10 protein-coding genes are annotated in these 12,342 nt (G+C 48.5%); 8 read left to right on the top strand and 2 right to left on the bottom strand.

What is annotated here, in order from left to right:
- Positions 1-954: 954 nt before the first annotated feature.
- Positions 955-1,398 (bottom strand): MarR family winged helix-turn-helix transcriptional regulator, encoded by a 444-nt coding sequence (locus tag TY10_RS23650; RefSeq protein WP_042169141.1) that lies wholly within the window; start codon positions 1,396-1,398, stop codon positions 955-957.
- A 281-nt stretch (positions 1,399-1,679) separates the two neighbouring features.
- Here TY10_RS23650 and TY10_RS23645 point away from each other — a divergent pair, with 281 nt between their 5' ends.
- On the top strand, positions 1,680-2,159 hold the full coding sequence (locus TY10_RS23645; RefSeq protein ID WP_042169138.1) for a glutathione peroxidase: 480 nt from the start codon (positions 1,680-1,682) through the stop codon (positions 2,157-2,159).
- A gap of 76 nt (positions 2,160-2,235) precedes the next feature.
- On the opposite strand, the gene TY10_RS23640 is transcribed toward TY10_RS23645, so the two are convergent.
- Positions 2,236-2,856, bottom strand: a complete 621-nt coding sequence (locus TY10_RS23640) for an NAD(P)-dependent oxidoreductase (protein WP_042169135.1) — start codon at positions 2,854-2,856, stop codon at positions 2,236-2,238.
- 161 nt (positions 2,857-3,017) lie between these two features.
- On the opposite strand from TY10_RS23640, the gene TY10_RS23635 reads away from it, so the two are divergent.
- From TY10_RS23635 to TY10_RS23605, 7 genes are all read left to right on the top strand, one after another.
- Positions 3,018-4,199 carry an ROK family protein gene (locus TY10_RS23635; RefSeq protein WP_042169132.1) on the top strand — a complete coding sequence of 394 codons (1,182 nt, stop codon included), beginning with the start codon at positions 3,018-3,020 and terminating at the stop codon, positions 4,197-4,199.
- Positions 4,200-4,357: 158 nt separating this feature from the next.
- A complete protein-coding gene (locus TY10_RS23630; protein WP_042169129.1) occupies positions 4,358-5,545 on the top strand; it encodes a polysaccharide deacetylase family protein in 1,188 nt (395 codons plus the stop codon).
- A gap of 210 nt (positions 5,546-5,755) precedes the next feature.
- Positions 5,756-7,099, top strand: coding sequence for an extracellular solute-binding protein (locus tag TY10_RS23625; RefSeq protein WP_042169127.1), 1,344 nt, complete (start codon positions 5,756-5,758; stop codon positions 7,097-7,099).
- Positions 7,100-7,204: 105 nt separating this feature from the next.
- Positions 7,205-8,098, top strand: a complete 894-nt coding sequence (locus TY10_RS23620; RefSeq protein ID WP_042169124.1) for a carbohydrate ABC transporter permease — start codon at positions 7,205-7,207, stop codon at positions 8,096-8,098.
- 17 nt (positions 8,099-8,115) lie between these two features.
- Positions 8,116-9,000: a carbohydrate ABC transporter permease gene (locus TY10_RS23615; protein ID WP_042169121.1), complete on the top strand. Its 885-nt coding sequence runs from the start codon at positions 8,116-8,118 to the stop codon at positions 8,998-9,000.
- Between the two features lie 149 nt (positions 9,001-9,149).
- Positions 9,150-11,033 carry a cache domain-containing sensor histidine kinase gene (locus TY10_RS23610; RefSeq protein WP_042169118.1) on the top strand — a complete coding sequence of 628 codons (1,884 nt, stop codon included), beginning with the start codon at positions 9,150-9,152 and terminating at the stop codon, positions 11,031-11,033.
- Between the two features lie 35 nt (positions 11,034-11,068).
- Positions 11,069-12,256, top strand: a complete 1,188-nt coding sequence (locus TY10_RS23605; RefSeq protein WP_042169113.1) for a response regulator transcription factor — start codon at positions 11,069-11,071, stop codon at positions 12,254-12,256.
- The last annotated feature ends 86 nt before the right edge of the window (positions 12,257-12,342 follow it).

Genomic DNA, 12,342 nt, shown 5'->3' with positions numbered 1-12,342 from the left:
AGCGAAATGGCGGGAATTCGGATAATTTTGGAGTATGCGCCGCTGACCAGAGTAAAATTTATAGCTTTCTTCTCCTGGCACAGAAACAAAATGCAAAAGTGCATTTTGATAAGGCTAAAAATGCTTGAAACAGCGCTCAAAATGTAAAAGTGCAGTTGAAATCGCTCAATTTCGCTCTATAGGGGCTTTTTTGGCCAAACAAACTGCACTTTTGCAGTTTGAGGCGATAAATGGCCGAAAAACCGGCTAACAAACTGCAGATTTACATTTTGATTCGTCTCAGCCGACGGAAACTTCACAGTAGAGTGAGAGGAAGTAATAGAAGTGCTGAATGATGGCGTCGAATTAAGCGAAAGTTCCAGTCCTTGACCAAGGCTGGTTTTATAGTGACGGTGAAGTAGACCGATGAGACGGTTCTTCGGAGGTTTTATGTTGGTTGTGGGAGGGGGGTTACAGGGAGATAAGACCCTGAAAAGGTCTTAAGTAAATTGGCGGCACGGATTTTAGGGGAAAAAGCATCGGCTAAAGCTGTTAAGACCTTCACAGGGTCTTAAAACCGTTTGAGGAGCGGGTTTTACAAACAGATAAGAGCTTGAAAGGGTCTTAAGTAGATAGGTGAAACGGTTTTGTGAATGAAAATGCGTCCTCTGATGCTACTAAGACCCTTACGGGGTCTTAAGTTGAGCAGCAGAGTGGAATAATAGTAGGTTAAGGCCCTAGGAGGGTTTTAAGTGAGGCTAGGACGCAATTGTGCAACTATGCGATGGAAAAGGCGTTGAAGTTGAATATGCTGGTGATGAGCAATAGTCCGTGGTGCGGGGTAACTTATCATGAGATTGACCACCCGCGTGCGCCGAGCAACGCGTGCCGCGGTTCGCACATCCTAGCGTCCCAGAATAATAAAAACCGCCGGCCTGACAGAATGTCAGGCCGGCGGTTCATCGATTACTTTTATTACAATGTGGGCTCCAGCTTGATGAGCAGATTTTGAATCTGGTCGCGGATCGCATTGACCTCTTCGATCGGGATGTTCATCTGCTCCCCCAGCTGTGCCGGTACGCATTTAGCCTTTTCCTTGAGCTTAGCACCATGCTCTGTTACACGAATGACGAGATTGCGCTCGTCTGCCTTATCCCGGTCCCGTGTAATGAGCTGCATGGCTTCCAGCTTTTTCAGCAGCGGTGTCAGCGTGCCTGAATCCAGCAGCAGGCGCGCGCCCAAGTCTTTGACCGTTACGCCGTCCTTCTCCCAAAGCGCCAGCATCGTAATGTACTGCGTATACGTGAGATCGAGCTCGGAGAGGATCGGCCGGTAAAGCTTTGTTATTTCACGCGAACAGGCGTAAAAAGCGAAACAAAGCTGGTTTTCCAGTTTCAACAGTTCGTCTTTTTCGTTCATCTTGTCCCCTCCTTGCGGCGATCATTTGTTTAAATTGTATGCAATTTATTATCACATTGTAGCACCATTCGGCCAAAAGTGTCAAAACCGCAATTACGTTCGACCCAGCACGGTGTGCCGCGATGTCCATAACGTATGCAGCAACGGCTAGACTACTCTAATAATCAGAACAACATGGAGAAAAGAAATTTGACACCTCTCATTAAATTTTATACAATCTAATTGTAACAAATTTAAATGGTCCTATAAATTAAAAATAAAAATTTTGGAGGCGAATGAATATGTCTATCTATAATATTGAGGTCGATTCCGTCAGCGGCGAGAAAAAAACGCTTGAGCCTTACAAAGGCCAAGTGCTGCTTATTGTGAACACTGCAACGAAATGCGGTCTTGCTCCGCAATTTAAAGGGCTACAAAAGCTGCATGATACGTACCATGACAAAGGCTTTTCTGTTCTCGGTTTCCCGAGCGGCCAATTTTTGAATCAAGAGCTGGAAGGCAATGAGGAAATTGCCGAGGTCTGCGAAATCAACTTCGGTGTATCCTTCCCGCTGTATGGAAAAGTTGATGTGAACGGTAAAACAGCGCACCCGCTGTTCGACTACTTAAGCAGCAATGCACGGGGCGTACTAGGCTCCAAAGCGATCAAATGGAATTTTACGAAGTTTCTCATTGACCGGGATGGCCGAGTCTTGAAACGGTTTGCTCCCAACGACGCACCGGAAAAAATCGAAAGTGAAATTGCCGCACTGCTCGGATAACCGCCAGTAGTATGCGGATGACCGCGGTCATGCAACGCCCCGCTGTACGCGGAGGTTGCACACATGCGGAGAATGATTAATACGCGATTCCTACGCGAGAGCGGGTGAACTCGCTGCTACCCAATTGCCGGTAGGCGAATTCGGCAGTATCGGCGACGGAGATTTGTTTGCCATCCATCGGCAAATAGTCTTTTTCCGTCCGGTATACACCGGTATATTCGCCGTCCGGCAGGTAGGTCGGGCAGACGAGCGTCCAGTCCAGCCCGGACTGCTGCATGGCCTGCAGCATCGCATGATGCTCCTGGGCTGCACGGGTTAGCGTCCGGCGCGATTCACTCGATTGATAGCGCAGCAAGCCCGGCTCCGCCCGGCTTTCCAGCACGCCTGCCGTGCCGATGGCGATCAGCCGAGTAACATTATGCTGCTGCATCGCTTGGATCAGCATCGGCATCATAACCGATAGTGTTGTCCCCCCGTCCGTACCAAGTGCGCTTACAACAGCATCGGCATCTTTTACAGCTTCGTTCAATGCGCGCTCATCCAGCACGCTGCCTTCAAGCACCGTTACCCGGTCCAGCACACCAGTCAATTTCTCCGGTGTGCGCACCAGCAAGGTCAGTTCATGACCATCCCTCAAAGCATATTCCATCAAACGTCCGCCTACGCGGCCCGTTGCGCCTAAAATTGCAATTTTCATCGTTGTACTCTCCTGCTTTCTTCATATTGCTATTGTGATCGGTACATCCGGCTCTACTATTATGCTTCTATACTATTATACTGCCATTCCATTCATTGTTAGTAGCGTCCGGCTCGGTTATAATAAATGGGAATTTATTTCCGTATCGGATGAGGAATATTATGACCAATAAAACGACGACCAAAAAACAGGTCTATGACTACATCGCCAGAAACGGCATTGTCTCGAAAGCCGAGCTGATGGCGCAATTTGAGCTGAAAATCAACAGCATGACACGTCTGCTAGAGGAGCTAATCACGGAGAATTGGCTGCAAGAGAAGGGGCTCGGCTACTCCACGGGCGGCAGGCCGCCGATTCTATATGAGACGAATGCTCATCGCGGTTATATATTGGGACTGGAGATTTCAAGAATTTATTCTTCAATGGGACTCTATGATTTGCATATGAACCGGCTGTCACTCGTCCGCTGGACGATGGATGAGACGATGACACCAGAGCGATTCATCGACCGGGTACAGGAGACTGTTGATTCATTTCTAGTGCAGCATGAGCTGGCTGCTCAGCAGATTGTAGGTATCGGAGTTGGTGCAGTTGGCCCGCTTGACCGGGAACGGGGACTAATTGTTGACCCGGTGCTGTTCCCGGCTGCCGGCTGGCGCGATCTGCCGATATGCAGACTGCTGGAGGAACGGCTTGGTTTTCCGGCGCTGCTGGATAACGGTGCGAATACCGCCTTAATTGGCGAGCATTGGGCGTTGCGAAGCGAACGGTACGAGCATATGCTTTATGTGCATGCCGGAGCCGGCCTGCGGTCGGCTGTGATGTCTGGCGGGGAGCTCGTATACGGAGCAACCGACACGGAAGGTGCGGTAGGTCAAATGATTATTCAGGCCGGAGGTCCCCGGCTTCGCGACAATGGCAATTATGGTGCGCTTGAGGCCTTTGTGTCTCTGCAAGCTTTAGAGAGCAAAGTGAGAGAATTGCCCGTCACGGCTGCCGCTGTCACAACAACGATCGCAGGCCAAGAGCAGATTACGTTTGAGACGATGGTTCGTGCGCTAGCGGAAGGCGATGCTGATGTGCTCCATATTTTCAATGAGGCAGCAGCGTATCTCGGTATTGGCCTCGCAAACTTAATCAATGTGCTTCACCCAGAGCAGGTTATTATTGGCGGAGCGCTGCTGAGTGCGCACGAGACGATGTTCGATACGGCGATTCGTGTGGCCGAGCAGAATACGTATTATTTTCCCAAGTATAAGCCGTTGTTCTCGAAAGGAATATTGAAAGAGGATGCGGTGGCAGCAGGTGCTGCGGTTATGGTTCTTAAAAAAATGCAATTGTAAAAATGAAACTCGGATTAATTTTTTTTAATAAAAAAGCAACCTTTAGCTGCCGGGCGCCGTTGATAGAGTAGGGAATCTGTTAGACGTTTGATGAAGAGCATAACAATTCCTCTTTTGGCTTGAATATGACAATCATTTTTTAAGGGGAATTTGTATTGATGAAAACAAAGCAAAAATTCAGTCTGACACTCATTCTTATCATTGGCATAGTCGCAATCCTATCTGCCTGTTCACAGTCCGTATTAAGTTCTAATAATAAAGTAACGTTTACAGTCAATGGCGAGAAAGTGAAGCAGGCTCCTGTACTGGCGGTGGATCAAGGCGAGCCGATGGTGCCGGCGGCTTTTCTGGAAAACACCTTTAAAGTGAAGCTGGAATGGGCGCTTAAGCAGGATAATGGCAATAACGGCGTTTTTTACTCCAATCAGGTTGCAGTCCTTATGTATCATGACATTTCGAATGACCCGTCGAAAGAGAAATCTGCGATTTCAGATAAGCAATTCGAGGAGCAAATGGAGCTGTTGAAGACGAATGGCTTCCATGTCATTACGATTAAGGAATACGCTGATTTTATTTTGCGTGACGGCACAGTGCCGGACAATGCAGTGCTCATCACGTTTGACGACGGCTATGAAACGTTTTATACCGATGCCTATCCGATCTTGAAGCGCTACGGATACCCGGCAGTTAACTTCGTGATCGTCTCCTCTGTAGGCGGCAAGCACAATGGGGCTCCAAAGATGACGTGGGATCAAATGCGCGAGATGCAAAAGTCAGGAATGGACTTCTATAATCATACGTATGATCTGCATCGTTACGGTGCTATGCGTGAGGATGGCTTGACGAAGCCGGTACTGACGCGCAAGCAATACTTTAAAGATGAGAAGCGTATGGAGACTGATGCGGAGTATACGGCGAGAATTACGAATGACCTGACGGAAGCAGAACGGATTCTGAAGCAGGAGCTGCACAATTCGATGAGCGTGCTGGCATTCCCTTACGGTGCGTATAATGACGAAGCACTCGCTATTATGAAGAAGCTGGGCATTGAGATTAGCTTTACAGTCAAGGAAGGCATTAACGGCAAAGGGCAGACGAACGGCTACCGGGTGAACGGCGCCAAGCATGGCGAATCCTCTATGCAGCTTATTGAGAAGCTGAAAGGATTGACGGTGGAGGACGGAGAGGTCAAGGTGTTCCTAAACGGAAAAGAAGCGGATTTCACTTCCCTCAAGCCGGTGAAGCGGAAAGAAGGCGTCATGATTCCGCTGCGCGAATTCTGCAAAATGAACAACATGAAGCTCGACTGGAACAGCAAGAAAAACCGCATAGCAATTGATACCTAAATCCATACTAACAGGCATAGCGCCCAATCGCTGTGCCTGTTTTTTTGTCGTTCTCAGGAACTAAGAACAGCATGCAGTGTACGCCGAAGGTGGGGAAACTTAAGAAGCCGATCTAAAGAAAACACACCTTTTATCCTAAGTTCCCGCATTGTAAGGGGTTCCAGATCAAGGCATAATAAACACATCCACAAATAAGGGGGATATAAAACAATGAAGAAGAACATGAAGGGCATCCTGAAGCTTGTAATGGCTGGTACATTGGCACTCAGCCTCGCGGCTTGCGGCAACAACGGCGGCGGCACTACAGGAACTAACAACGGCACAGATAAAGCCAACGAAGGCAGCACAGGCGGCAAAAAAGAGAATATAACGATTACGTTCCAAAACATCTACCCGGACCCGACGGATCCGAAGAACATCATCATGAAGAAAATTGTTAAAGCTTATGAAGATGAAAATCCAAACGTGAAAATCGAACTCGACTCGCTGAACACGGACCAACAAAAAGTGAAGCTGAAAACACAAGCAGCTTCCCGTGAAGTTCCAGACATTACGGTGGTTAACCCAGCCGCTCAAATGAAGCCTTTCGTTGACGCGAAGCTGTTCGCTCCACTGAACGATATGCTGGATCAAAACGGTCTGAAAGACACGTTCCAAGAAGGCATCCTTGACTTCTACTCGTTCGACAACAACATCTACGCTTTGCCGGATGGCAACAACATCGGCCTGGTGTACTACAATAAAGAACTGTTCGAGCAAGCTGGCGTGAAAGTGCCAACGACGTTCGAAGAAATGGTTGACGTAGTTAAAGCGTTGAAAGCAAAAGGTATTCAACCAATGGCAATCGGCGAGAAAGACTCCTGGACAGGTTCGTTCTTGTTCATGAACGTTCTGCTTCGCACGAACGGCCCTGGCTTCCTGCAAGAAGTGCTTGACGGCAAGAAAACGTTCGAAGATCCTGCTTTCAAAGAAGCAGCAGACGCTTTCCAAAACCTGATTCAAGCCGGCGCATTCCAAGAAGGCGCAACTTCCTTCGACTACAACGCAGGCGAGAACTTGTTCAAAACGGGTAAAGCAGCAATGTACTACATGGGCAGCTGGGCAACTGGCGGTATCGAAACTTCGACAATCAACGGCAAAGCTGGCGTGTTCAAGTTCCCTACTGTAAACGGCAAAGGCGACCCTAACGAATTCATGCTTGCTCCAGGCAGCGCGTTCGCGATCTCTGCTGACAGCAAACACTTGCCAGAAACAAAAGATTTCTTGAACTACTTCATGATCAACTTCCCTAAAGAGACTTTCTCCGCTAAAGGCGCTGTAGGTCTTGCACAAAAAGTAGAAGGCGACTTCAAAGCTGCCGGCTACTCCGACATGGCAATGGAAGTTCTGGATATGTTCAAAGACGTTAAAGGCGGCGACATTGCGTTTGATAACACGATGAACCCTGCTACTGCACAAGCTCACTTGACTTCGATCCAAAACCTGTTCGTTAAGAAAAACGACGCAGCTAACGTTGCGAAAGAGCACCAAACTGCGTACGAAAGCAACAAATAAGAACCATTACAAAGAGAAATGAAGCGCGGCGCGAAGGGTGCCTTGCGAAAGCAAGAATCTCTTCGCTCCTTACGCTTACATGAGTCATTCAAGGAGGAGCGCGAGATGAACGTACTAAGAGTATCGAAGTGGACGATAGCGCTGTTCGTGTTGCCGTGTCTGCTGCTCTATGTCTGTTTCGTATTCGTCCCTATTCTCGTATCCCTGTACAGCGGCTTGCTGGATTGGAACGGAATCGGCGAGTCGAAATTTATCGGGCTGGACAATTTCAAGCAAATGCTGTTCCATGACGCGGTGTTCTGGCCAGCTGTCAAACGGACATTAATGTTCGCGGTTGTATCGATGTGTATTCAAATTCCTTTGGCCCTGTTTCTGGCCATCCTGCTTAACCGTTTCGTTAAGAAACCGAACTTCCTCGTATCGAGTTATTTCTTGCCCGCAATTCTGTCGGTTGTCGTAATCGGCCAATTGTGGAAAACGATCTACAACCCCGCTTCGATGGGCGGCATGCTTAACCAGGTGCTGGAGTCGATTGGACTGCAATCCTGGACACATTCTTGGTTGACTGATCCAAGCGTGGCCATGTACAGCTTGTACTTTGTAGCCGTGTGGCAGTTCTTGGGCTACCATACATTGATTCAGTTTACAGGCATTCAAAACATACCTTCAGACATTTATGAAGCAGCAAAAATTGACGGTGCTGAAGGGCTTAAAGCCGATTGGCACATTACCCTACCCATGAATATTCCGATCATTAAGATATCGATCGTTCTTGCATTTATAGGTTCGCTACAATCATTTGATCTCATTATGGTTATGACAGGCGGCGGTCCGGCTCATGCAACCGACGTAATCTCGACGCTCATGTACAACATGTCGTTCCTGTCGATGAAATACGGCTACGGCAGCTCGATTGCAGCCTTCTTGGTTGTGGTGTGTCTCGTTGCTACATTCTTCATCAACCTGATCTTTAACCGCTTAGAACGGAAATATACGTAATGGAGGAGGGAACTGCCATGAATCAGGCTGCGCAAGCGGGTGCAATCAAACCATCTGCAAAGATAAAGTCACGGAGCAAATTCAGCATCGGCAAAACACTAGTCTTTATCTTGTTCGGCGTGCTGCTCGTTACTCAGCTGTATCCGCTCCTCTGGCTGTTGATCTATTCAACGAAAACGAATGAAGAAATATTGTCCGGCAGCTTCTTCTCCCTGCCAAAGTCGCCGCAATGGGCGAACTTCCAGACGGCAGTGGAGTCCGGTAATTACTTTAAGTATTTGGGCAATAGTGTATTTGTAACACTTGTCACGATGGTCTGCGTATTGCTGTTAGCCTCGTTAGTTTCATTCGCAATCAGCCGTTTCAGATGGAAATACGGCCAAGTCATACTGCTGCTGTTTCTGATCGGGATGATGATTCCGATGCAGGCAACGCTGCTGCCGCTTATGCTTATCTTCAAAAATTTGGATCTTCTTAATAAGCACGCCTCAATTATTTTGCCGTATATCGCCTTTCAGACGCCAGTTGCAGTATTCATACTGAGCAGCTTCATGAAGTCGATACCGAATGAAATTGAAGAATCTGCGATTGTGGATGGAGCTGGCGTGTTCCGGATCTTCTGGAATATCATTCTTCCGGTATCCGTACCGCCGATGATGACGGTTATGATTCTGACGTTCATCAACATCTGGAACGAATACATTTTGGCAGCGACCTTCATTTCGTCGGAACGTCTCAAGACCCTTCCGTTCGGGGTGAACAGCTTTGTAAGCCAGTATTCAGTCAACTATGGTGCGATCGGGGCATTTCTCGTACTTGGCGCATTGCCGGTCGTGATCATTTACTTCCTGCTTGCCGATAAGATTACTAAAGGCATGGTAGCGGGTGCGGTGAAGGGTTAATCCCCTTCGCCTTTTTTCCGTTTGAGCCCTTGAATTTGTATGTTGAGCTTTGCCGTCTTCGGCAAAGCCGTTTATGTTTTCAATCGTAAATGAACCGTGCGGTATGTTACAATCAGGGCAAATAGACATGGAGGGGCGAGCATCGATTTATGGCAAGAATTTTTAAGCGGCACTCGATTCACGGCAGGCTTTTTATTCTCTTTTTGACCTCCATGTTGACCCTGCTCATTCTGGTTAGCGTGCTGTATTACCAGAAAACGACGGAAATCATCCATTCCAAGATCAGCGATCTTGCAGTGAAGAACATATCGCAAACGGTTGGATTATTTGACCTGATGCTTGAAGGCTATGACAGCGTTACCAAGTCGCTCAACAGCAACTATGAGCTTCTAAGGCTGATCCAGGAACGCGATAAGGAAGAAGATGCAGCCATCAGCGTAATTAACGAGCGGACGATAACTAATATATTGGGCGCTGTCTATTATTCACGGGATGACATTATTGGCATTCATGTTATTTCTAATAAAGGCAAAGTATATAATTATGAACGGCGTTTCGCAGGTATCGTCGATATTAACTACAGCTCGACAGACTGGTACAAGAAGCTGGTGGAGTCGAACGGTAAGATGCAATGGTTCGGCTTGTCGGAAGGATCGTTAATCAACAGTTTTTTGCGGCAGGACCCCGTGTTCGTCTTTGGACGACAGCTCTATGATTTGACCAATTACAAGCCAATTGGCGTAGTGCTCATTGAGACGAATCCGAAGCCGATTCTGTCAGCTCTATCTAATGTAACGATCAGCCCAAACAGCCGGGTATATATCGTAGATCGCGAGAACCGGATTATTGCCTCAACTGAGCCGACGGTAGAGTCGCCTGAGGATCGTAAGGACCCGCCTTCCTTCGCGGGACTGCCGCGTCCGAAACGGAATGACATCGTCGTCGACAATCAGACTGACCAGCTGATCGTTGCCGCCAACGCGGCAATGGCGGAATGGACCGTCTACAGCCTCACGCCAAAAGAAGATATTAGCGCGGAGCTGGCGCAGACGAGACTATATCTGCTATTTGTTATATTAGCCGTCATTATTATCGCTACGTTCCTGGCATCGCTGATTTCCCGCAATATTGCCTCACCGCTCAAGCTGCTCATCCGTGAGATGAAGCAGGTAGAGCTCGGTAATTTCCGCGGGGCGGTAAACGTCAATTCATTCGAGGAAATTAACAGTCTCGTCTCTTCCTTCAATAGAATGGTGCTGCGGATGGACGAGCTTATTGAACGCATAACGCTATCTTCCATTAGCGAGAAGAACGCGGAGCTGCAAGCGCTGCAATCGCAGGTGAATCCGCATTTTCTGTACAACACGCTTGATATGATTTACTGGATGCTGGACGAACGGGAGAATGACAGGCTTGGCCGTGTTATTTTATCCTTGTCCCATATGTTCCGTTACAGCAGTGATTGGGAGGAAGCGTCGAAGACAACACTTGGCCAAGAGCTGGATCAGATGCGCCATTATATGACGATTATCGAGAATCGGCTGGAAGGGCGCATTGAGACGGAGATCAACATCGATAAAAGCTGGCTGGATGCACCGATGCCCAAGATGACACTGCAGCCGATTATCGAGAATGCAGTCAAGAGCGGACTAGAGCCGCTTGACCGTCTTGGCGTGCTGCGCGTCTATGCCGAATCGGATGAGAAAACGCAGGAATTCCGGATCGTGATCGAAGACAACGGGGTTGGCATGAGTGAAGAGACATTGGCAGCAATTCGCAAATCGATGTATGAACCGGTATTCATCAAGAATGGTGCAGTTGCGGCACCTCGCTCGGCTCAGACCAGCGAAGCCAGAACGCGGCGCGGTATCGGCCTTCCCAATGTGCATCATCGGCTCGCGCTTATGTTCGGGGACAACTACGGCTTGCGCATAGATAGTGAGCAGGACGTAGGTACAACGGTTGTTATCGTTATGCCGATGCCGGTCTCAAATTCAAGTTCAAGTCAGCATCCGGAGTCCTCGCAGCATTAAAGGCATCTATAGATTCTAGAAAGGAGTTTTGATCCATGAATATTCTAGTCGTCGACGACGAAAAAGTAATCCGGGAAGGCATTAAGCGCACGCTTATCAATCGCTTCCCTCAATATAATGTTCTGCTGGCAGCGAGCCCAGAGGAGGCGGTAATACAGCTTCGCAAAGACAGGGTCGATATCGTCTTGACGGACATTCTGATGCCAGGCATGTCTGGACTCGAAATGATGAATCTGACTGCGGCCAGCTATCCGGATATGAAGTGGGTCGTCATTTCCGCTCATTCTGAATTTTCGTATGCACAGGAAGCGGTAAGGCTGGGAGCCAAGGATTACTTACTGAAGCCAATCGGCAAGGATGTGCTGGTGGACATGATCGAGAAGCTGGCTGCAGAGATCGGCAAGGAGAGGGAGCTGACGGAGGAAGCAGAGCTGCTTCGGGTCAACCGCAAATATTTGCGCGAGGCCGTATTTCAGCGCTGGGCGTCGGGGCTCGATATTGGCCGGATCGACGTGAAGCCGTTTATGGACAGCCATCCGCAATTTCATCTCATTATGGTGAAGATGGAAAGCGAGAAGGTGGTTCATCTTGAGCATTTTATCATTGAAAACGTGCTTGGCGAGCTGATCGGCAAGCATGGCTGCGGTTTTGTCACGATTCAGGACAGCAAGAGCTTATTAGGGCTCATTACGCTGGATGCCCATTCCAGCTTGAGTGCGCTGCTGGATGAGCTTCGGACCCACTTGATTAAATATTTGCGAATTCCGTTTCAGATTATGCATTCGGAGCTGATTCAAGATATTCACGCCGTGCCAGGTGAAGTGCAGCGGATGCGCCAAGCCTCTTCGACGCAGGTGTACGAGCATTATGCCAGCGGCGGGGATCAGGCGGTGGAGGTGGCACTGCAATACATTCGCACCCATTATCATGCCGATCTGTCACTGGAAAAGGTTGCTGCCATCGTCTATTTGAATCCGGTCTACTTCAGCCAGCTGTTCAAGCAGAAGACAGGCTCCGGCTTCAAGGAACACGTTATTGGCCTCCGGATGGAGCAGGCCAAGAAGCTGCTGATGAATCCAAAGCTTAAGCTGGCGGATGTAGCCGAGCGGATAGGCTATCAGGACATCCGTCATTTCTCGCAGCTGTTTCGTAAAAAGTATGGAGAAACCCCGTCCGAATTCCGTCAAAAAGAAGAGCATTCCGTGCCGCAAGAGCCGGTGTAAATCGCCTTAATAAGAAGTTACTGTTAACTTTCATATTGTTAATGCAATTGCCACGGAACTATGCTAAGATACGGTTTGTTTTGAAA

This window comes from Paenibacillus gorillae (genome assembly GCF_000513275.1).
GTDB classification, from domain to species: Bacteria; Bacillota; Bacilli; order Paenibacillales; family Paenibacillaceae; genus Pristimantibacillus; species Pristimantibacillus gorillae.
The sequence above is the reverse complement of the archived record's forward strand: the minus strand, read 5'-3'. Positions and strand labels throughout refer to the sequence as shown.

Coding starts and splice junctions, on each gene's coding strand:
- TY10_RS23615 (WP_042169121.1), top strand. CDS start 8,116: ATGAATCAGGCTGCGCAAGCGGGTGCAATCAAACCATCTGCAAAGATA.
- TY10_RS23620 (WP_042169124.1), top strand. CDS start 7,205: ATGAACGTACTAAGAGTATCGAAGTGGACGATAGCGCTGTTCGTGTTG.
- TY10_RS23640 (WP_042169135.1), bottom strand. CDS start 2,856: ATGAAAATTGCAATTTTAGGCGCAACGGGCCGCGTAGGCGGACGTTTG.
- TY10_RS23650 (WP_042169141.1), bottom strand. CDS start 1,398: ATGAACGAAAAAGACGAACTGTTGAAACTGGAAAACCAGCTTTGTTTC.
- TY10_RS23630 (WP_042169129.1), top strand. CDS start 4,358: ATGAAAACAAAGCAAAAATTCAGTCTGACACTCATTCTTATCATTGGC.
- TY10_RS23635 (WP_042169132.1), top strand. CDS start 3,018: ATGACCAATAAAACGACGACCAAAAAACAGGTCTATGACTACATCGCC.
- TY10_RS23605 (WP_042169113.1), top strand. CDS start 11,069: ATGAATATTCTAGTCGTCGACGACGAAAAAGTAATCCGGGAAGGCATT.
- TY10_RS23625 (WP_042169127.1), top strand. CDS start 5,756: ATGAAGAAGAACATGAAGGGCATCCTGAAGCTTGTAATGGCTGGTACA.
- TY10_RS23610 (WP_042169118.1), top strand. CDS start 9,150: ATGGCAAGAATTTTTAAGCGGCACTCGATTCACGGCAGGCTTTTTATT.
- TY10_RS23645 (WP_042169138.1), top strand. CDS start 1,680: ATGTCTATCTATAATATTGAGGTCGATTCCGTCAGCGGCGAGAAAAAA.